This window comes from Roseateles oligotrophus (assembly GCF_025717515.1).
GTDB classification, from domain to species: domain Bacteria; phylum Pseudomonadota; class Gammaproteobacteria; order Burkholderiales; family Burkholderiaceae_C; genus Paucibacter_A; species Paucibacter_A oligotrophus.
The window spans coordinates 265,975-286,149 of record NZ_JAJIRN010000010.1; the positions used below are offsets into that span (position 1 = coordinate 265,975).

At 64.0% G+C, this 20,175-nt stretch carries 15 protein-coding genes; 8 read left to right on the forward strand and 7 right to left on the reverse strand.

The features are described 5' to 3' along the window. Positions 1 to 146: 146 nt before the first annotated feature. From LNV07_RS22050 to LNV07_RS22060, 3 genes are all read left to right on the forward strand, one after another. Positions 147 to 1,820 carry a BamA/TamA family outer membrane protein gene (locus tag LNV07_RS22050; protein WP_263573355.1) on the forward strand — a complete coding sequence of 558 codons (1,674 nt, stop codon included), beginning with the start codon at positions 147 to 149 and terminating at the stop codon, positions 1,818 to 1,820. Positions 1,821 to 1,940: 120 nt separating this feature from the next. After that, a complete protein-coding gene (locus tag LNV07_RS22055; RefSeq protein WP_263573356.1) occupies positions 1,941 to 2,555 on the forward strand; it encodes a DUF7010 family protein in 615 nt (204 codons plus the stop codon). Between the two features lie 84 nt (positions 2,556 to 2,639). Next, positions 2,640 to 3,626 carry a 2-dehydropantoate 2-reductase gene (locus tag LNV07_RS22060; protein WP_263573357.1) on the forward strand — a complete coding sequence of 329 codons (987 nt, stop codon included), beginning with the start codon at positions 2,640 to 2,642 and terminating at the stop codon, positions 3,624 to 3,626. A gap of 58 nt (positions 3,627 to 3,684) precedes the next feature. Here LNV07_RS22060 and LNV07_RS22065 read toward each other — a convergent pair whose 3' ends face one another. Continuing rightward, entirely contained in the window at positions 3,685 to 3,915 is a 231-nt protein-coding gene (locus tag LNV07_RS22065) for a DUF3079 domain-containing protein (protein WP_263573358.1), read from the reverse strand. A gap of 161 nt (positions 3,916 to 4,076) precedes the next feature. Beyond that, positions 4,077 to 5,840, reverse strand: coding sequence for an ABC transporter ATP-binding protein (locus LNV07_RS22070; protein ID WP_263573359.1), 1,764 nt, complete (start codon positions 5,838 to 5,840; stop codon positions 4,077 to 4,079). Between the two features lie 266 nt (positions 5,841 to 6,106). Here LNV07_RS22070 and LNV07_RS22075 point away from each other — a divergent pair, with 266 nt between their 5' ends. From LNV07_RS22075 to LNV07_RS22085, 3 genes are all read left to right on the forward strand, one after another. Further along, complete coding sequence (locus LNV07_RS22075; protein ID WP_263573360.1) at positions 6,107 to 6,409, forward strand: luciferase domain-containing protein; 303 nt, start codon at positions 6,107 to 6,109, stop codon at positions 6,407 to 6,409. Positions 6,410 to 6,467: 58 nt separating this feature from the next. Continuing rightward, positions 6,468 to 7,091, forward strand: a complete 624-nt coding sequence (locus tag LNV07_RS22080; RefSeq protein ID WP_263573361.1) for a glutathione S-transferase — start codon at positions 6,468 to 6,470, stop codon at positions 7,089 to 7,091. A gap of 110 nt (positions 7,092 to 7,201) precedes the next feature. Then, complete coding sequence (locus tag LNV07_RS22085) at positions 7,202 to 8,458, forward strand: glycerophosphodiester phosphodiesterase family protein (RefSeq protein ID WP_263573362.1); 1,257 nt, start codon at positions 7,202 to 7,204, stop codon at positions 8,456 to 8,458. 64 nt (positions 8,459 to 8,522) lie between these two features. On the opposite strand, the gene LNV07_RS22090 is transcribed toward LNV07_RS22085, so the two are convergent. Next, positions 8,523 to 9,482 (reverse strand): PEP-CTERM sorting domain-containing protein, encoded by a 960-nt coding sequence (locus LNV07_RS22090; RefSeq protein ID WP_263573363.1) that lies wholly within the window; start codon positions 9,480 to 9,482, stop codon positions 8,523 to 8,525. 154 nt (positions 9,483 to 9,636) lie between these two features. Continuing rightward, the gene (locus tag LNV07_RS22095; RefSeq protein WP_263573364.1) at positions 9,637 to 10,503 is read right to left on the reverse strand and encodes a c-type cytochrome; all 867 of its coding nucleotides are present in this window, start codon (positions 10,501 to 10,503) and stop codon (positions 9,637 to 9,639) included. Positions 10,504 to 10,660: 157 nt separating this feature from the next. Between LNV07_RS22095 and LNV07_RS22100 the strand changes: the two genes are divergently transcribed. Beyond that, positions 10,661 to 11,935: a glutamate-5-semialdehyde dehydrogenase gene (locus LNV07_RS22100; protein ID WP_263573378.1), complete on the forward strand. Its 1,275-nt coding sequence runs from the start codon at positions 10,661 to 10,663 to the stop codon at positions 11,933 to 11,935. 6 nt (positions 11,936 to 11,941) lie between these two features. Here the strand turns inward: LNV07_RS22100 and LNV07_RS22105 are convergent, their stop codons facing one another. Beyond that, the gene (locus tag LNV07_RS22105) at positions 11,942 to 14,674 is read right to left on the reverse strand and encodes a beta strand repeat-containing protein (protein ID WP_263573365.1); all 2,733 of its coding nucleotides are present in this window, start codon (positions 14,672 to 14,674) and stop codon (positions 11,942 to 11,944) included. 125 nt (positions 14,675 to 14,799) lie between these two features. Here LNV07_RS22105 and LNV07_RS22110 point away from each other — a divergent pair, with 125 nt between their 5' ends. Continuing rightward, positions 14,800 to 15,435, forward strand: a complete 636-nt coding sequence (locus LNV07_RS22110) for a response regulator transcription factor (RefSeq protein ID WP_263573366.1) — start codon at positions 14,800 to 14,802, stop codon at positions 15,433 to 15,435. Here LNV07_RS22110 and LNV07_RS22115 read toward each other — a convergent pair. Together LNV07_RS22115 and LNV07_RS22120 are read right to left on the reverse strand one after the other, a co-directional pair. After that, positions 15,413 to 17,179: an ATP-binding response regulator gene (locus LNV07_RS22115; protein WP_263573367.1), complete on the reverse strand. Its 1,767-nt coding sequence runs from the start codon at positions 17,177 to 17,179 to the stop codon at positions 15,413 to 15,415. The genes LNV07_RS22110 and LNV07_RS22115 overlap by 23 nt on opposite strands. Before the next feature lie 92 nt (positions 17,180 to 17,271). Then, positions 17,272 to 20,019 (reverse strand): beta strand repeat-containing protein, encoded by a 2,748-nt coding sequence (locus LNV07_RS22120; RefSeq protein ID WP_263573368.1) that lies wholly within the window; start codon positions 20,017 to 20,019, stop codon positions 17,272 to 17,274. Positions 20,020 to 20,175 lie beyond the last annotated feature (156 nt).

The window sequence follows — 20,175 nt, forward strand, 5'->3', positions numbered from 1 at the left end:
TCTGTTGGCAAGTATCTCGTAAGGCTGGTTTCTTGATCATGCTCATCGGCCAGCGGCGCGTGACGCCCCGGCTGACGTAGTATTGAGACAAACTTGGCGCAATCTGGGCAGGTCTGGGCAACGGCGATTTCATGAGGATTTTGTGCATGGCTTCCTATTGGCAATGGCTCGGAATTTTTCGCAGGCTTGCCCGGAGCGGCGGCTTCCTGCTGCTGCTTGCCAGCCTGCACGGGGTGGCTAGCGCGCAAGCCGCATCGCTTGCGCCGCTGCCCAGCTTTGCCGAGCTGGAAGCCGCCGGCGCCACCATCGGCGAGATCCGCGTGCTTGCCCAAGACATTTTTGACACCAGCGACCCGCAGGAAGACAAGCTGCTGTTCCGCTGGGCCAATGCGCTGCACATACAGACGCAGCCCAAAGTCATCCTGCGCGCCTTGCTGTTCAAAACCGGCGAGCCGGTCTCGCTGCGGCTGATCGAAGAAACCGAACGCCTGCTGCGCAGCAAGCGGTTTCTCTACGATGTCCAGTTCCGACCGGTCGCTTATCACGACGGGGTGGTCGACATTGAGGTCTTGACCCGGGACACCTGGTCACTTGATCCGGGCGTCACTGCCGGCCGCTCGGGCGGTGCCAACTCCGGAGGCATTCACCTGAAGGAATACAACCTGCTCGGCACCGGCACCTCGCTTTCCTTCGGGCATTCTCGCAATGTCGACCGCAGCAGCAACGAACTGATGTTTGCCAGCGACCGCACTTTCGGAAGCTGGACCGCGGTCACGCTCAGCCTCGCGTCCAATAGCGACGGGCGACGCAATGCCGCCTCCATCGTCAGACCGTTTTATGCGCTGGACTCTCGCTGGACCGCGGGCGTCTTGGGGTCCAAAGATGACCGCGTCGATGCCATTTACAGCGCCGGCGAGATCGTCGGCCAATATCGCCACAAGCAAGACCTGGCCGAGGTTTTTGCGGGCTGGTCGCGCGGCTTGGTAGACGGTTGGGTACAGCGTTACTCCATCGGCCTCGGTTACCGGAACAACGCCTATGCCCTGGAGCCCGATGTGGCCCCGCCGGCCTCCTTGCCTGGCAATGAAAAGCTGGTGTCCCCCTTCCTGCGCTATACCGTGATCGAAGATCGCTTCGACCGGGAATTGAATCGCAACCTGATCGGCCGCCCCGAGTTTTTTGCCCTGGGCCTGGCCTCCAGCGTTCAGCTCGGTTATGCCCCCACCGGCCTGGGTTCAAGCAATAACACCCTGCTTTACGCGGCGACGGTCAGCCGTGGTTTCGAGCCGGCCCCCAAGCAGACCCTGATCGCTGCGGCCGCGCTGTCCGGGCAATATGCTGACGCTCGGATTCGGCGTCAGCAACTCGGCGCCCAGGCGCAGTACTACCTGCCGCAGTCGCCACGCTGGCTCTTCTATGCCGCAGCGGCCGGCGATGTGCTAACCAATGCCGAGTCGGTCGATGATTTGCTGCTGGGGGGTGACAACGGCCTGCGCGGCTACCCCTTGCGCTACCAGAGCGGCACCCGCCGCGCGCTGTTCACCGTCGAGGAGCGCTTCTACACCGACCTCTATATCTGGCGGCTGTTCCGCGTCGGTGGCGCGGCCTTTATCGACCTGGGGCGAGCTTGGGGCGGCGTCAATGCCTACAGCAACAGCGTCAATCCGGGCTGGCTCGGTGACGCCGGCTTCGGCGCCCGCATCGTCAGCGCCCGCGCGGCCTTCAGCAATGTCTTGCACCTCGACCTCGCTTTCCCATTGAATGCCACGGCGGACATCAAGAAGGTTCAGTTCCTGGTCAAGACCAAGGCCAGTTTCTGAACCGAAGTGCTGGAATGGCGATTCATCGGCGCTGCTGTTGAACCGTCGCAAGCGCCGGGCTGGGCTGGCCAGCGCTTGCCAAGATGCGCTCCATCGACCACCCAGCAACGGAGCATCACCATGAGCCAGCCCGCAAGCGCTTCAAGCAAGCCAGGCACCCTCGAGCAGCAGCGCGAAGAATATGCCAGCCGCCGTTTCCTCGCCATGCCCTTGGCCGGCACGATAGCCTGGACCATCATCGGCCTGGTCGGCTGGCTTGGCACGCCCTATCAGGCGGTGATGACGCTCTACTTCGGCGCCGGGGCGATCTTCTACTTGGGGGTCTTGCTATCGCGCTTCACCGGCGAAAACTTGTTGGCCAAGAACAAGCCCAAGAGCGATTTTGACAAGCTCTTCATCTCGACCGTCATGATGAGCTTGCTGGTGTTTGCCATCGCCTTGCCCTGGGCCGCACAAGACCATCGCTCGGTGCCGCTGAGCATAGGCATACTGGCCGGCTTGATGTGGCTGCCCTTCGGTTGGGTCATCCAGCATTGGATCGGCGCCTTCCACGCCATCGCTCGCACTTTGTCCATCGTGGCCGCCTGGTACGCGTTTCCGGGACAGCGCTTTGTGCTGATCCCGGCCATCATCGTGGCCATCTACATCGTTTCCATCGTGGTGCTGGAGCGGCGCTGGCGGCGGGCCAATGGCCGCAGCGGATTTTCGCGGTCGGCGCCACCGATCATTGCATAGCCCTCGACTTGGGCGCAGCTTTCCTGCGCAGGCTTCATGCGAGACTGCAGCCGCGCGGTTCGCGTCATTGGAAGCTCTCAGATCATGAAAATTTGCATCGTCGGCGCAGGCGCCATCGGAGGTTGGTTCGCCGCCCATGTCGGCCATCAACTGGGATCGGAAGTCCAGCTCAGCGCCTTGGCGCGCGGCGCCACCCTTGATGCCTTGCGCGCCCATGGTTTGCGCATGGACAAGACAAGCGGCGAGCACATCTCGGTGCCTATCCTGGCCAGTGACAAGCCGGAGGACCTGGGTCAACCCGATTTGGTCGTGATTGCCGTCAAAGGCCCGGCGCTGGCCGCCGTGGCGCCAGCCGTCAAGGCACTGCTGGGTCCGCAGACCCGCGTGCTGGTGGCGATGAATGGCGTGCCCTGGTGGTTCTTCAATGGCCTGCAAGGCCCCTGCCAAGGGCTGCAGCTGCGGTCGGTCGACCCCGGCGGCGTGATCGCGGCGTCGATACCGGCCGAGCGCGTGATCGGCAGCGTCGTGCACGCGAGCTGCTCCAGCCCTGAGCCGGGCTTGGTCAAACATGTGATGGGCATGGGCCTGATCCTCGGCGACCCGGCCGGTGGCCGCCCCGCACATGTCACGGAGCTGGCCGACCTGCTGGGCCGGGCCGGTTTCAATGCGACGGTCTCCGAGCGGATTCAAAAAGACATTTGGTACAAGCTCTGGGGCAATATGACCATGAACCCGATCTCGGCGCTGACCGGTGCCACCTGCGACCGGATTCTTGATGACGACTTGGTGTGCGGCTTCGTCACCGCCGTGATGTTGGAAGCCGGTGCCATCGGCGAGCGTATCGGCTGCCCGGTCGGCCAGACACCGCAGGAGCGCCACGCCGTAACGCGCAAACTCGGCGCCTTCAAGACCTCGATGCTGCAGGATGTGGAAGCCGGCCGGCCGCTCGAGCTGGATGCGCTGGTCGCTTCGGTGCGCGAGATCGGCCAGCATATCGGCCTGGCCACACCCTATACCGATGCCATGCTGGGTTTGACCAGGCTGATGGCGCAAACGCGAGGGCTGCTGTGAGCACTGACGTCGGCACGCCGCCGATCCGAAGCAAGAAATGCCGAAAAAACCGCTGCGCCTAAGCTTGTGACAGCGGCCCCGCGAGCTTATCCAGGGGCTCGGCAGACGATTCGGGGTCGGCCAGCGGCGACCACTCCAGCCAGTCCTCGCCGAACAACTCGGCCGGGTGCAATGTGCGGACCGAGCCATTGCCGCAGGCCATCGCGTCGGCGGCGCAGTAGCGATCACAGCCCCAGCACAGGCGATGAGGCTGGCTGGGCTGCAAGGGGAATCGTTTCGTCGTAGCCATGCGCCAAACGATAGCGGCACAAACGAAACGCCGATATGAAGCGGATCAAGCCCGCGACCAAAAAACCGGGAATTGGAATCTTCTTCACGCCCGGCTTGAGTTGCGTCGCGCCTGGAAGTTTGCTGCCGCGAATAGACAAGGGCGGCAAGCCGACACTCTCCTCAAACCAACTCCCCGGTCTGCAGCCGCCACAGCGCCGCATAAGCCTCGCCGCGTGCAAGTAACTCGTCATGCGTGCCACTCTCGACGATGCGGCCACGCTCCAGCAAATGGATGCAATGCGCTTGGCGCACGGTCGACAAGCGGTGCGCGATCACCAGCGTTGTGCGGCCTTGGCTGACGATGTTCAGCGAGCGCTGAATGGCCGCCTCGGTTTCGTTGTCGACCGCGCTGGTCGCTTCGTCCAGGATCAACAGCGGCGGGTTCTTCAGGATCGCGCGCGCCAAGGCCAGCCGTTGGCGCTGGCCGCCGCTGAGCTTTTGCCCGCGCTCGCCGATGCGTGTCGCAAAGCCCAAGGGCAGGCGCTCAATGAACTCCAGGCTCTCCGACAAACGCGCCGCCTCATGAATCTGCGCGTCGCTGGCCTCGGCCATGCCGTAGGCGATGTTCTCGGCGATCGTGCCGTCGGTCAGAAAGCTGTCCTGTGCGACATAGCCGATCGCGCGCCGCAGATCCTGCAGATTCAGCTCACCGATAGGCCGACCGTCAAACAAGATACGGCCCTGCTGCGGCTCGTAAAAACGCAAGAGCAGCTTGACCAGGGTGGACTTGCCCGAACCGGTGCTGCCGACGAAGGCAACCGTTTGACCGGCGGGTATGCTGAGGTTCAGGTCTTGCAGCGTCGGCTGCTCGGCATAGGCAAAGCCCACGCCCTCGAAGCTCAAGGCGCCGCGCGCCTGTTCGACCGGGAAATGCTCGCCTTCGTAGGCAATTTTGATCGGCGTGGCCAAGAGGCCCAGCGCCCGCTGGGTGGCGGCCATCGAGCGCTGGTACATATCGGCCACCTCGGCCAGCCTGGTCATCGGCCAGAGCAGGCGCTGGGTCAGGAAGACCAGCACCGAATAGGCGCCGACCGCCAAGTCGCCGTGGATCGTCAGCCAGCCGCCATAGAGCAAGGTGGCGGTGAAGCCGGCCAGGATGCCCATGCGTATGACCGGCGTGATCGCCGAACTGAGCCGGATCGCGCTGGCATTGGCGACGCGGTAGGCATCGCTGGCCTGGCCGATATGGGCGGCCTCCAAGGTTTCGGTCGCGAAGGCCTTGATGGTGGCCAGGCCGAGCAGGTTGTTATTCAAGCGGGCCGACACATCGCCGGCCGCCTCGCGCACCACCGCGTAGCGCGGCGCCAGGCGTTTCTGGAACCAGAAGGTACCGAACAGAATCATCGGCACCGGCAGCAGCGCCACCACCGCCAGGCCCGGCTGCAAGGCGAAGAAGACCGCGCTGACCATGATGGAGGAGCACACGACCTGGATGATCTGATTGGCGCCGCCATTCAGGAAGCGCTCGAGCTGATTGATGTCATCGTTCAAGACCGACATCAAGGCGCCGGTGCGCTGGTTTTCGAAGTAACTGAGTTCGAGCTTCTGCACATGGCCATAGGTATCCAGGCGCAGCTCATGCTGGATGTTCTGCGCCAGGCCGCGCCATTTCAGCTCCAGCAAATACTCGAAACCCGACTCGCCAATCCACACCGCGATGTTCAAGCCGCCCAGGAACAGCAGTTGCTGCCAGGTGTCGGTGATGCCGAAATTGACGAGTAAATTCTTGGCCAAAAAACTCTGATCGCCGCGCACCACCACGTCCACCGCCGCGCCAATCAGCACCTCGGGCAGGATGTCGAAGAACTTGTTGAGGATGGAATAAAGCATGGCCAGGCGGATGTCGCGCCGGTGGCCTTGGGCATAGGCCAACAGTTTTTTCAAAGGATGTTGTGTTGTCATGGACCGAAGCGTACCGCAGCCAAGTCGGCCCGAACTGCGCTCTAATCAGATGCTAGGGACAAGAGGGATTTTTCAGTGACAGAAGACGAATCGCTTCAACTCGCTATCCACAAGCCAGTGAGCTTGTGTGCCTACAGCATCGAATGGCCTGCATTGTTCGCGCTGGAGCGTGAGCGTCTGTTGAGCTGCGGTTGTCGCTTCGCATGTGGGCGAGGGCTAAGCACATGGCGAACTTGAAGTCCAGACTATTGCTGAAGCTGGCGCAGATTGAGGGCCTTGAGAACAAAGCTTCCGGCATCCCAGGATCGACCTCCTTGTTCTATTTGGGGCAGGAGTTTGCCCACTTCCACAGTGAGCAGGAGCTTGATCTGAAGCTCGGCAAGACCCTCATACGGGAACTTGGCTTGACCCACCCCGCCGGCTCGATTCAGCATCCCGATCGCTCGCCGAATTCGGCTTGGATTGAGCTGCGCTTTGCGAGCGATGCCGACGTCCAAAGCGTCGCCGAACTGGTGGGCCTTGCCACTACAAGGATCCATCGTGTCAAATGAAGCGAAAACAAGCGCCGCACCCCCATCACGCCCCACCACCCCAACTCAGGACAGCACCATGAGCCAACTCAAACTCACTTATTTCGACTTCCACGGCGGCCGCGCCGAGCCCGCGCGGCTGGCCTTTCATATCGGTGGCGTGGCCTTCGAGGACCATCGTTTCAGCTTCCCCGAGTTCGAGGAGGTGCGCAAGACGACACCGCTGAACCAGGTGCCGGTGCTGCATGTGGACGGCGTGCAGGTCACACAGTGCGACGCGATCATCCGTTATGCCGGCAAGCTGGCCCATCTGTACCCGAGCGATCCTTTTCAGGCCCTGCTCTGTGACGAGGTGATGTGCGTGGTCGAAGAGGCCTCGGTCAAGTTGGGCCCAAGCTTTCGCATGTCAGGCGAAGAGCAAAAGCAAGCCCGTCTGGCGCTCGTCAATGGCTCAATGCCGGTCTATTTGCGCTGGTTGCAAAAGCAATTGCTTGCGCATGGCGGCGAGTACTTTGCCGACAACCGTTTGACGGTGGCCGACCTGAAGGTGTTTGTCGATGTGCGCGGCCTGAACTCCGGCCGCCTCGACCATGTGCCGCGCGATCTGGTAGAGCAAGTCGCGCCGGCTCTTAATGCTCATATGCAGCGGGTTGAGCAGACCCCGGCGATTGCCCAGTACTACGCCAAGTTTGCTGTGAAGTAGGCGTTGACAAGGTGGCGTCCAAACGGACGCCACCACGTTTAATTGGGGTGTCATCTGGGTGGGCGATGCTGCGTTGTCAGCTTTAACTTCCTTACAACCGGACATCCCCCATGAAATTGCACGCCATTTCTGCCGCGCTGTGCGCGCTTGCCGCCGTCGGCGCCACTTCGGCCCAAGCCTCACTCGCCACCGGTTGGCAAACGCTGGATGGCGCCGCGCCCATCGTCATCGGCCATCGCGGTGCGTCCGGCTATCGCCCCGAGCACACGCTGGAAGGCTATGCCTTGGCCATTGCCCAAGGTGCCAACTACATCGAGCCGGATCTGGTGATGACCAAGGACGGCGAGTTGATCGCCCGCCATGAACCGCTTTTGGCTCGGGTGAACTTGAACGCCGACGGCAGCATCAAGATGGTCAATGGTGTACCCGACCTGAACCGTACCGACAGCAGCACCAATGTCTGGCAACTGGCCAAGTATGCGGACCGCCTGGCCGTCAAGACCGTCGACGGTGTCAAAACGGCCGGCTGGTTCGCCGAAGATTTCACCGCCGCCGAGATCCGCCAGGACATCCGCGCCCAAGAGCGCCTGCGCGACTTGCGCCTGGGAAATAACGCCTATAACAACCAGTTCGTGATCCCGACGCTGCAAGAGGTGATCAATCTGGCCAAGGCCAAGACGCTGGAAACCGGCCGGGTCATCGGTATCTACCCCGAGACCAAGCACCCCACTTACTTCAAGAACTTCAGCGATGCCAACGGCCTGCAGCGCATGGAGGACAAGCTGGTCGCGACGCTGCACGCCAACTATGGCAATGACCGCAATGCGCCGGTGTTCATCCAGTCTTTCGAGGTGCACAACCTCGAATACATCAATGGCAAGACCGACATCAAGATCGTGCAGTTGCTCAATGGCAGCGGCAGGCCCTTCGATGACAGCCGTAGCTATGCCGATCTGGCCTCGGCCGCCGGCTTGGACACCATCATGACTTACGCCGACGGCGTCGGCTCCAACACCAATCTGATGATTTCACTGGTGGGCGGCAAGTTGGGCGCGCCGACGCAGCTGATCGCCAACGCACACCAGCGCGGCCTGGCCGTGCATGGCTGGACCTTCCGTGCCGAGAATGTGTTCTTGCCGAACGAGTTCGACAGCAGCGCCGACCCGGCCGCTTACGGCGATTTGGCCGGCCAGATCAAGGCCTTTGTGGACTTGGGTATGGACGGCCTCTTCACCGACCAACCCGACCTCGGCGTCGCCGCCGTGGCCGCGCTTTCGGCCGTGCCGGAGCCGCAGACCTATGCGCTGATGTTGGGTGGGTTGGTGGGGGTGTTGAGCTTGGCAAGGCGGCAAAAGCGCGCGAGCTGAAGCCCGATAGGGTCAGGACTTGAGGACTTGCGCAAGACCTGACCCTTGTGCCCAATACGGAATTTCAGCCTTGGCTGCGCTTGCGCAGAGCCAAGCTTGCCAGGCCCAAGGCCATCAAGGCCCAGGTGGCCGGTTCCGGCACCGGTGCGGCGACCCAGCCGCTTGCGGCACCCGTTACGTTGTCCGATTTATAGCCTACCAACATGCCTTGGTTGTTAATACCGTAAGCAGCTATTGTGCTATCGGCCACGCCGGGGAAAACAGTCCAGTCACCGGGCCTGCCGACGAAAGCTTGGCCGCTCGCGAATCCTGCAATAACACCCGAGTCGTTGATGTCGCGAAAGCGAGGGTAGGTAAGTCCATCAACCGTCAGGTACTCGGTGCGCGACATGGTGTTCAGGTCAACAATAAAAGCGCCACGTACGCCGCCTCCGCGATTGAAGCTACCGGTAACCTGACCCATTATGTTGGCGCCTTGAGCAAAAGAGAAAAGATCCCCTGCCACGTGGAGATCAATGAATTTTTGGCTGCTGCGGTCAAAGGCAAAAGCACTGGCAGTCCCGTTCACATCTTCGGCATAGCCTGTGAGGTAACGGCCATCGGACGAGATGTGACGAATGTTTGTGCTGCTGGAGCCCGCCGCACTGAACGCCGACAAACTGCCTGCTGAGTAGATAAAACTCTGGAACTTTCCATCGTCCGGGTTCCCCACGCCATAAATGCCGACCAAAGTGCCATCATTGGCAATGCCGGTCAGGCTGGTACCGGCGGTGGCATCTGGGTGACTAAAACTGCTGAAAACACCGGCACTGTAGATGAACCCGACACCATCTGACTGCCCAACAATGACGCCACTATCGCTGATGTCCCACGGCAACGTTTCGGCAAAGCCAGGCCGATTGAGGGCCTCCGGCGCGCCATAGCTCGTGGTGGCACTCGCGTTCAGTGGCATCCACAGGGCCAGCCCGGCACAGGTGCCGAGCGCGGCGCGCGTCATGATTACTGAAAAGTTCATAGTTTTCATTCCCTTGCTTTGTTGCACCGTGGCCTGCGTGGGCGCAGTGTGATGGGCGCGACTATCCAAGCGCCACTGCCACTATGGCCTAACTTCCTCCTTCCATTCACCCGGCATTACCCTAGCCCAGGCCGCCAGCTGTCTCGTGGAGTTCTGGCCGGCCTCAAGGCATCGGCGAAAGGCTGCGCAGGTAGGCGATCAAGGCCGCCATATCCTCGTCCTTGATCGACCGATAAAAGCCATAGCCCATCGGCGGCTTGTAGGGCTTGCCTTGCCGGTCGACGCCGTCTCGTATTGCTTTGGAAATCTGGGCGTCGGTCCAGTCTTTCAGTCCGTTGGCATGCGAGCTTAGGTTACGGGCGACACTCTCGCCCCAAGGCCCTTTGAAGGTCTGACCGCCGGCGCCGAGCTTGTCCATTTCCAGGCGGCCCTGCGGACTGCGGGGCGTGTGGCATTCCATGCAATGGCCGATTCTTGCCAGGTACTCGCCGGTCTTCACCTTGTCCTTGACCGAGGGCGCGGCCACGGAGGCCAGCGCAGGGCCGTAGCTTGGCGGCAGCGGCATCGCGTAGGTCGATTTGGCGACCGCGTTGCGCATCGGCGGCTGATCCCTCAAGTAGGCAATCAGCGCGGCCAGATCCTGGTCTGAAATATGCCGGTACATCTCGATCGGCATCGGTGGGCCGATGATGCTTTTGTCGGGACGCACGCCTTCGCGGATGGCCTTGGCCAATTGCGCATCGGTCCATTTGCCGATGCCGGTCTCCGGGTCCGGCGTGATGTTGGGCGCCACCGCCTTGAACACCGGCTCATCAAACACCATGCCGCCCGACAAGCCTTTCTCGAACAGGGGCTGGCCCTGCTCGCCTCGGGCGATATGGCAGTTGCCGCAGGCGACCACGCCATTCATCAGGTATTTGCCTCGCTCCAGCAGCGCGGCGTCGCGCGCCAGCGCCGCGGTGGCGCCCAGGCCGAGCCCCAGGCCCAGCAACAAAATCGCCCTGAACGGCTTGATTGACCTTCTTTGCATGGAGCACTCCTGTCGCAGCCCGAGCCGCCGAGGTTTGAAGAATGGAATCGCCGGCCGGGATTATTGCGGCGCCATTGCCATCTGTCGAGCGCCGCCGCTGCGAGCCTTCGCTGCGTCATCGGTGAAAATACCCGCCATGAACTCACCCCGCCCCGATCTGAATGCCCTGACCCAATATATGGACGGCGTCGGCAGCGCCGCCCGCAGCGCTGCCGCCTTGATGGCCGCCGCCCCCACCGCCGCCAAGAACCAGGCGCTGCTGTCGCTGGCTCGCCGCCTGCGGGCCAGCGGCTCGGCACTGAAGGCGGCCAACGCCAAGGATCTGGCCGCGGCAAAAGCCGCCGGCCTCAAAGGCCCGCTGCTGGACCGCCTGAAGCTCACGCCGGACGTCATTGCCACCGTCGCCGAAGGCTGCGAACAGATCGCCGCGATGCCCGACCCGGTCGGTGAAATCAGCGGCCTGAAGCGCCGCCCCAGCGGCATCAGCGTCGGCCAGATGCGCGTGCCGCTGGGCGTGTTCGGCATGATTTACGAGAGCCGCCCCAATGTCACCATTGAGGCCGCCTCGCTGGCGATCAAGAGCGGCAATGCCTGCATCCTGCGCGGCGGCTCGGAGGCCTTGCATTCGAATCTGGCCTTAGCGGAACTGGTGTCGGCCGCCTTGAAGGAGGCCGGCCTGCCTCCGACCGGCGTGCAGCTGATCAACACCACCGACCGCGCGGCCGTCGGCCTCTTGATCACCCGGCCCGAGCATGTCGATGTGATCATCCCGCGCGGTGGCAAGAGCCTGATCGAGCGCATCAGCGCCGAAGCCAAGGTGCCGGTGATCAAGCACTTGGACGGCAACTGCCACACTTACGTCGACGCCGAGGTCGATTTCGGCCTGGCGCTGACGGTGGTGATCAACGCCAAGACGCAGAAATACAGCCCCTGCAATGCGACCGAGTCGCTGCTGGTGCATGCCGAAAGCGCGCCGGACTTTCTGCCGCATATCGGCGCGGTCCTGGCCGAAAAAGGTGTCGAGATGCGCGGCTGCGCACGCACCTTGGCCCTGCTCGGCCCGCTGCCCGGTGCCAAGGTGACGGCCGCGACCGAGGCCGATTGGAGCGAGGAATATCTGGCGCCCATCATCAGCATCAAGGTGGTCGACAGCCTGAACGAGGCGATCGCGCATATCAACCGCTATGGCTCGCACCACACGGATGCGATCCTGACGACCAACCACGCCCACGCGATGCGCTTCCTGCGCGAAGTCGATTCGGCCAGCGTGATGGTCAACACCAGCACCCGCTTTGCCGATGGTTTCGAGTATGGCCTGGGCGCCGAGATCGGCATCTCGACCGACAAGCTGCATGCGCGCGGCCCCGTCGGTTTGGAGGGTTTGACCTCGCTGAAATGGGTGGTGCTGGGGCAGGGCGAGGTCAGAACCTAAGCGAGCTTACGCCCGACGCCTACGCGCGACGAAACCGACGCCGCCCAAGCCCGCCAGCATCAAAGCCCAGCTGCCGGGTTCGGGCACGGCTGTGACCGAGATCGTGCCGTTTGTGTAGAGCTGGCTGAAATCCAGCTGCGTGCCGTCGGCCAGCGTCAAACCAGTTGCGTCAATGCTCTTGAAAGTGCCGCTGTTGCTGCCCCAGTCCAGCAGATCAAAGCTCTGGCCGGCTTGCGCCACAAAACCGTTCCAGGAGGTCAGGGTCAGCTTGCCGCCTAACTTCAAATTCCCACCCACCGCCAGCTTGTCAAAACTGCTGTCCAGCAGCGGCGAACCCTCGGCGCAGCTCAAGACCGTGCAGGCGTTGATGCCACCGATTTCGGCCGTATAGGTGTTGCTGCTGGCGAACGTGACCGAGCCCTGGATATAGCCATAGCCGGGCGAGTTGCCGATGGCCAAGCCGCCCTCGAAGAACATCTTGCCGTCGCCGTTGACGTCGGCGCCGCTGCGCTGCTTGACCTCGGCCGCAAAGGTCGCCACCGAGCCCTCGGTGACGCGCAGCTCGGCGCCGTTCTGGACCTCCAGCTTGCCGTAGAAGGTGGTGTTGCTGAGGCCCGAGAGAATGATCTGACTGCCCGCGCCGGCCACGATGTCGGCCCGCAGCGCCGATGTTCCCCCGCTCAGAAATATCTGGCCCTGGTTGGTCACGGTGCCCGCGTTCAGTGTGCCGAAGCCATTGATGCTGGCGCCGGCCTGATTGATCAGGCTGAGGCCGTTATTGTCCAGCGTGCCGCCGGCCAACTGAATCTGGCCGGCATTGTTGAACAGCCCCCGGCTGATCAACAATTTGGCGCCGCTGCCGGCGGCCAGGATGCCGCCGTTGGGGCTGACGATGCGGCCGGCCAAGGTCAAGGTGCCACCCTGCGCTTCGATCACGCCGATGGGGTCGATATTGGAGATGTCGCTGTTGATGCGGCCCAGGCCCTGGATCAGGCCGTGGTTGCCGATCTGGCCGCCCGCCAGGGTGGCCGTATTGCCGCCCAGCAAGATCTGACCCCGGTTGGTAAAGCTGTTGTCGATCAGCGTCTGCCCCTTGTCGACCACCAGGCTGCCCGCGTTGTAGAAGCCAGAGGCAATGCGGCCGTTGCCGCTGATCAAGCCCTGGGTGGCGTTGGCCAGCCCCCCGCTGCCGATGACGAAGCCGCCATTCAGATTGAGTTGACCGCTGTTTTCCAGGCCGGTGCCGCTGATTTCAAGTTGCCGCCCGGCCAAGAGGTTCCAACTGCCGCGGTTTTCGTTGTCACCGGTGTTGCTGAGCACCAGATCGCCGCCGCTCTGGGTCAGCAGCCCGGTGTTGACGAAGCCGCCCGTGCCGTCGATACGGCCATAACCGCTCAGTTCGGTGGTGTTGAACAGCTGGCCGGCGCCGCTCAAAGTACCGCCGGCCAATTGCAAGCTGCCGGCGTTGCTGAGCTGGGTGTTGGTGGTGAGCGTGCTGCCCAGGCCCACCGTGACTTGGCCGGACAGATTGGCGCTGCCGACCTGCAGCTGGCCGCCGGCCAAGCTCAGCGTGCTGCTGACGCTCTGCGTCAGCTGACCATCGACGCGCAGGCTCATGGCGCCGGTCAGCGTGGTGTTGCGCGCCAGCAGGCCGGCGTCGGCAAAGCTGGCGTCGCCGCTGAAGTGCAAGAGCCCGCCGGTCCAGACAAAGCTGCCGTCCTTGAAGGAATCGGCGCTGTTGACCAGCTTCAGCGTGCCGCCGGTCTGGGCGACGGTGCCGCCGGCCTCGATGATGAGGCGGCCAGCGCTCAAGGTCCCGCCGTTCAGCGTGTAGCTGCCCGCCTTGCCCAGCTGCAGCCGGCCCGCCACCTGGTGGGTGGTATTGCCCGATTGGGTGAAGCTGCTGCCGCCGCCGCCCCTGCTGATATCCAAATAGCCGCTGCTGAGGCTGGCCGCGCCGTCGTTGCTGTTGAGGATGTAGCTGCCCTTGCCCTGGCTGTCGAGTTGATAGCCCAGCACCAGCCCGCCCAGGGTGGCGCTGCCGCCGCTCTGGGTGACGCTACCGGTGCCAAACACGCCGATCGTCATTTGACTGCTGACGTTGAAGCTGCCGCCCTTGAGCGTCACCGTGCCGGCGGCGCCGGGGTTGTAACCCGCGCGGAATTGGCCCAGCACCGTCGTCGCGCCGGCACTTTGATTGAAGGCGCCGCTGGTTCCGCCGCCCCAGCCGAGGTCCACATCACCCGCCACAGCGGCGGTGCCGACATTGAGCGCGCCGCCACTCAGGTTATAGACGCCCGCGCCCGCGCCCAGGTAGCCGACGAAGAGCCGACCGGTCGTGTTCGAGCCACCGGACTGGTTGTAGGTCGAGGTCTGCGCCTGGCTGCTGCCGATGGTCACAGTCTTGGCGATCATCGCGCTGCTGGCGAGGGTCTGGTTGAGGGTGGAGCCATAGTCCAGGTTCAGCAAATTCAGGCCAGCGCCGGTCATCACCGAGGCAAAGCTCGCCGTCCTGCTGCTTGCGCCCGAGCTGCCGACCACGGCATCGTCGCCATTGGCAGGCAAGACGCCGCCCGCCCATGAGCTGGTGGCGCTCCACAGTGCACCACCGGCGCCGGTGAAGGTGACGGTGGCGGCTTGTGCCGAGCTGACGGCGCAGGCCGCCAGGGCCAGGCTGATGGCCAGGTGCAGTGGCAGGCGACGGAATTGGGGGGCATGGGCTAAGGCAGAGTGGTTCATGTGAGCGTGTCCTGTTGAGGTGAGCCAGTGTCCGAACACCGGCGTTGGCGCGCAATCGGACCTTGGACCCAAGACCTGGTCTCGGGACCTACCCAGCCCCTGCGCCGGCTGCTAGAGTGCGCTGCATGAAACTGTTGTTAGTCGATGACCACCCCCTGGTGCGCGCCGGTGTCGTCGCCGCGCTGCAAAGCCTCGGGGCGCCCGAACTGATCCTGGAGGCCAGTGACGGCGTCGCCGCCATGGACTGCCTGGCCCAGCACCCCGATGTGGACGCCGTCCTGATGGATCTGCGCATGGCGGGCATGGCCGGCATGGCTTTGCTGGAGCAGCTCAAGCGGCACTACCCGCTGCTGCCCAGCCTGGTGCTGTCATCGTCGGAAGACCCTGCCGATGTGCGCCGCGTGCTCAAAGCCGGCGCACGCGGCTATTGCCCCAAGTCTGCCAGTCCGGCCACGCTGCTGGCGGCGCTAACGCTGGTGCTTGGCGGTGAAATCTATGTGCCGCCGCTGATGGCGATGGCGCCCGAAGCCGGCCCGGCCGAGTCGAACTTGAGCGGCCTGACGCCGCGCCAGCGCGAGGTGCTGCAAGAGCTGTGCAATAGCAAGTCGAACAAGGAGATTGCGCGCGAGCTGGGCATGGAGGAGAAGACCGTCAAGGGTCATGTCTCGGCGATCTTCAAAGCCTTGGGCGTGGTGCACCGCCTGCAGGCCGTCGAGGCGGCGCGCGCGGCCGGCATGGTCAGCCAGGCGCTGTCGTATTGATGCTATTGCTCGGCCGCAAGGCCTGGCCGACCGCCGCGCGCAGCTGCGCTTGCGAGACCGGTTTGTGCAGCAGGGTCAGGCCCTGGTCCAGCGCTTCGCGCCCGCGCTCTAGGCCGGTGTCGCCGCTGAGCAGCAGGGCCGGGATGTCGCTGTTGAACAGTTCGCGCAGCCGGGCAATTGCGTCGCTGCCGGATTCGCCGGCTCCTAAGCGGTAGTCGCACAGCAGCAGGCGTGGCGCTGCGCTAGCGCTCATCAGCTGCGGCATCAGCTCGGCCATGCTGGCAGCGCTGACGACGCCCAAGCCCCAGGCCGACAGCAGGGTGCTCATGGCCAGCCGAATCTCGGCGCTTTCATCCAGCACGATGACCATCTCCCCGCCTAGCTGAGGCTGCGCGAGCGGGCCAGGTGCTGCAGCCGGCCCCACGTCATGCGGCTCCAGCAGGAGCGTGAACAAGCTGCCCCGACCAGGCCGTGAGCGCAGCCGCAGCTCCAAGCTCAGCAGGCCGGACAAGCGCTGAACAATCGCCAGACCCAGGCCCAGGCCTTGGCCCGAGCTGTGCAGTTGCACGAACTCATCAAACACCTCGGCGCGGCGCGCCCTGGCAATGCCCACCCCGCTGTCGGCCACCAGCAACTCGATGCGGCCATGCCGCCGGCGGGCCCGCAGCAGCACGCCGCCTTGGGGCGTGTAGCGCAGCGCATTGGAGAGCAGATTGCGCAGCACCCGCTCCAGCAAGGCCGGGTCGCTGCGCACCATCAGCGCGGCCGGTTCTGGAGGCAGAGCGCAAACAAAGCGCAGCCCCTTGGCCTGCGCTTGCAGGCTGTGGTCGGCCGCCATGCGGCTCAGCAGCGCGTGCAGATCCACCGTCTGCCACTGCGGTTGCAACTGCTCGGCGTCGAGTTTGGAGATATCCAGCAAGGCGTTGAACATCGCCCCCATGGCGTCGACGGCGCTGCTCACATGCTGCAATATCTGCGCTGACTGCGCCTTGCTGGGGTTTTGCTTGAGCGCGCCGACAAACAGCGACAGCGCATGCACAGGCTGGCGCAGATCATGGCTGGCGGCGGCCAGGAAACGGCTGCGCGACTGACTCAGCTTGACCGCCAGGTCCTTCTCCAACTTCAAGCTCTCGCTCAAGTGCGCGAGCTGATGGGCTTGGCGCAGCGAGTCCCACAGCAGGCGCCGCAGGGAAACCGCAAAGTGAATGTAGAGCGTGGAGCCCAATAGCAGCACGGCCAGGATGGCCCAAGAGTCAATCGCGCCATGCACCAGCACGGCCAGCAACAGCCCCAGCAGGACCGGCCCCACCATGGCGAAATAGGCCGGCAAATGGGCGTGCAGGGAATGCAGTGCGGCGGAACTGATGCCTATCATCCAGGCCCATAGCAACATGCGTTGAGCATCGCTGCCGCCGGGCCAGAAGATCTGCACCGCCAGCAACCACAGCACGCCGTTGATCGCTGAGGTGCGCGTCACCCGACGCAGCCAGATCGGCGCGTTGGCTGTCGTCAACGGGCTGCGCAACCAGCGCAGGCCCAGCCAAAGATGAAACGCCGCGTTGACGAACTGCACGGCCAGCCAGCAGGCCACCCAAGCCGGCGGCGCTGCCTTGTGCAGGCTGGCGGCAACCAGCAGCGCGAGCACAAAGTTGCCCACGGTCAGACTCAGATCATTGCTGCGCAGCCGCTGCGCCACGTCCATTCGGACCAGGGCTTGCAGCCGCGTCTCATCATCGATTGGCATGGTTTGTAGGAGGGCATGGGCTTGGCGCGGATTGTGCATGCTGCGCCGCAATTCAACCGCAACGCGTGGCAGCCCGACCCGCTAGCCCCTGCTCAAACTGCTGCCGGCGCCGCGCGGCGCCTTTTTGCAATGGCGCCGACCCCGAGCAAGCCCGCCAGCATCAAAGCCCAGCTGCCGGGCTCGGGCACGGCGGTGACCGTGATGGTGCCGTTTGTGTAGAGCTGGCTGAAGTCCAGCTGCGTGCCCTCGGCCAGCATGAAGCCGGTCGCGTCGATGCTTTTGAACGTGCCGCTGCTCGTGCCCCAATCGAGCAAATCAAAGCTCTGGCCGGCCTGCGCCACAAAGCCGTTCCAGGAGGTCAGCGTCAGCTTGCCGCCCATCTTGAAATTGCCGCCGACCACCAATTTGTCAAAACTGCTGTCCAGCAGCGGCGAACCCTCGGCGCAGCCCAAGGCCGTGCAGGCGTTGATGCCACCGATTTCGGCCATGTAGGTGTTGCTGCTGGCGAAGGTGACCGAGCCCTGGATATAGCCATAGCCGGGCGAGTTGCCGATGGCCAGGCCGCCCTCGAAGAACATCTTGCCGTCGCCATTGACGTCGGCCCCATTGCGCTGCTGGACCTTGGCCGCAAAGGTCGCGATCGAGCCTTCGGTGACGCGCAGCTCGGCGTCCTTCTGGACCTCCAACGTGCCGTAAAAGGTCGTGTTGCTGAGGCCCGAGAGAATGATCTGGCTGCCCGCGCCGGCGACGATATTGGCCCGCAAGGCCGAGGTTCCGCCGCTCAGAAAGATTTGGCCTTGGTTGCTCAAGGTGCCCGAGCTCAGCGTACCGAAGCCATTGATGCTGGCGCCGGCCTGGTTGACCATCGCTTTGCCGTTGTTGTCCAGCGTGCCGCCGGCCAATTGGATCTGGCCGGCATTGCTGGCCAGACCCTGGCTGATCAGCAATTTGGCACCGCTGCCGGCGGCCAAGGTGCCGCCGTTCGGGCTGACGATGCGGCCGGCCAAGGTCAGCGTGCCGCCTTGCGCTTCGATCATGCCGACGGGGTCGATATTGGAGATGTCGCTGGTGATGCGGCCCAGGCCCTGGATCAGGCCATGGTTGCCGATCTGGGCGCCGGCCAGGGTGGCCGTGTTGGCGCCGAGCAAGATCTGACCCCGGTTGACAAAGCTCTGGTCGATGCGGGTCTGGCCCTTGTCCACCACCAGGCTGCCAAAGTTGACGAAGCCCGAGGCGATGCTGCCATTGCCGCTGATGCTGCCCAGGCTGGTATTGAGCAGCACGCCGCTGCCGACCACGGCGCCGCCGTTCAGGTTGAGCTGACCCGCGTTGTCCAGCTGGGTGTCGAGCCCAAGTTCCAGCTGCCGCCCGGCCAAGAGGTTCCAGCTGCCGCGGTTCTCGTTGACGCCGGTGTTGCTGAGGATCAAATCGCCGCCGCTCTGCGTCAGCAAGCCGGCGTTGATGAAGCCGCCCGTGCCGGCTATGCGGCCATGGCCGTTCAGCTCGGTGACGTTGAACAGCAGGCCGGCGCCGCTCAAGCTGCCGCCGGCCAGCTGCAGGCTGCCGACATTGCTCAGGCGCGTGGTGGTGCTGAGCGTGCTGCCCTGGCCGACGCTGACCTGTCCAGACAGCGTGGCGCTGCCGACCTGCAGCTGGCCGCCGGCCAAGTTCAGCACGCTGGCGTCGTTCTGCGTCAGCATGCCATCGACACGCAGGCTCATGGCGCCAGTCAGCGTGGTGTTGCGGGCCAGCAGGCTGGCGTCGGCAAAGCTGGCGTCGCCGCTGAAGTGCAAGGCGCCGCCGGTCCAGACAAAGCTGCCGGCCTTGCTGGAATCGGCGCTATTGACCAGGTTCAGCGTGCCGCCGGTCTGGGTGATGACGCCGCCGGCCTCGATGCTGAGCTTGCCGGCGCTCAAGGTCCCACCGTTCAGCGTATAGCTGCCCGCCTTGCCCGCCCGCAGCCGGCCCGCCACTTGGTGGGTGGTGTTGCCCGCTTGGGTAAAGCTGCTGGCGCCGCCACCGACGCCGATATCGACCCAGCCGCTGTTGAGGCTGGCCGCGCCGTCGTTGCTATTGAGGATGTAGCTGCCCTTGCCCTGGCTGTCGCCCTGATAGCCCAGCATCAGCGCGCCTATGGTGGCGCTGCCGCCGCTCTGGGTGAAGCTACCGGTGCCGAACACGCCTATCGTCACCTGATCACGGACGTTGAAGCTGCCGCCCTTGAGCGTCACGGTGCCACTGGTACCCAGGTTGTCGTAGCCCGCGCGGAATTGGCCCAGCACCGTCGTCGTGCCGCCGCTTTGATTGAAGGCCCCGGTGCTGCTGTAATACCAGCCGATGTCCACATCACCGGCCACGGCGGCGGTGCCGACATTGAGCGAACCAGCACTCAGGTTGTAGACGCCCGAGCCCGCGCCCTGGTAGCCGCCGACGAAGAGCCGGCCGGTCGTGTTCGACCCACCGGACTGGTTGTAGGTCGAGATCTGCGCCTGGCCGCTTCCGATGCTCTCGGTCACGGCGATCATCGCGCTGCCGGTGAGGCTCTGGTTGATGGTCGAGCCGTAGTCCAGATTCAGCAAATTCAGGCCAGCGCCCGTCATCACCGAGGCGAAGCTCGCTGTCCTGCTGCTTGCGCCCGAGCTGCCGACCACGGCATCGTCGCCATTGACCGGCCCAAGGCCGCCCACCCATGAGCTGGTGGAGCTCCACAAGGCGCCGTTGGCGCCGGTGAAGGTCACTGTGGCGGCCTGGGCAGAGCCGACGGCGCAGGCCGCTAGGGCCAGGCCAATGGCCACATGCGGCGGCAGGCGACGGAAGTTTGCTGAGGCAGAGCGGTTCATGGTGGTGTGTCCTGTTGGGGGTTGCCGGTTGGCAGGGGGCTTGCACTTTCGCTCTGCCCTCTTGGCTAAGACGCAGTCCAGCGGCCATTGCGACAGCCTTGCTGCTTTTCTTTCGGCCCACCCCCCTGAATCAGGGGTGTCACGCTTGCCCCGCAT

Coding starts and splice junctions, on each gene's coding strand:
- LNV07_RS22090 (WP_263573363.1), bottom strand. CDS start 9,482: ATGAAAACTATGAACTTTTCAGTAATCATGACGCGCGCCGCGCTCGGC.
- LNV07_RS22095 (WP_263573364.1), bottom strand. CDS start 10,503: ATGCAAAGAAGGTCAATCAAGCCGTTCAGGGCGATTTTGTTGCTGGGC.
- LNV07_RS22065 (WP_263573358.1), bottom strand. CDS start 3,915: ATGGCTACGACGAAACGATTCCCCTTGCAGCCCAGCCAGCCTCATCGC.
- LNV07_RS22105 (WP_263573365.1), bottom strand. CDS start 14,674: ATGAACCACTCTGCCTTAGCCCATGCCCCCCAATTCCGTCGCCTGCCA.
- LNV07_RS22120 (WP_263573368.1), bottom strand. CDS start 20,019: ATGAACCGCTCTGCCTCAGCAAACTTCCGTCGCCTGCCGCCGCATGTG.
- LNV07_RS22050 (WP_263573355.1), top strand. CDS start 147: ATGGCTTCCTATTGGCAATGGCTCGGAATTTTTCGCAGGCTTGCCCGG.
- LNV07_RS22115 (WP_263573367.1), bottom strand. CDS start 17,179: ATGCCAATCGATGATGAGACGCGGCTGCAAGCCCTGGTCCGAATGGAC.
- LNV07_RS22060 (WP_263573357.1), top strand. CDS start 2,640: ATGAAAATTTGCATCGTCGGCGCAGGCGCCATCGGAGGTTGGTTCGCC.
- LNV07_RS22085 (WP_263573362.1), top strand. CDS start 7,202: ATGAAATTGCACGCCATTTCTGCCGCGCTGTGCGCGCTTGCCGCCGTC.
- LNV07_RS22110 (WP_263573366.1), top strand. CDS start 14,800: ATGAAACTGTTGTTAGTCGATGACCACCCCCTGGTGCGCGCCGGTGTC.
- LNV07_RS22080 (WP_263573361.1), top strand. CDS start 6,468: ATGAGCCAACTCAAACTCACTTATTTCGACTTCCACGGCGGCCGCGCC.
- LNV07_RS22055 (WP_263573356.1), top strand. CDS start 1,941: ATGAGCCAGCCCGCAAGCGCTTCAAGCAAGCCAGGCACCCTCGAGCAG.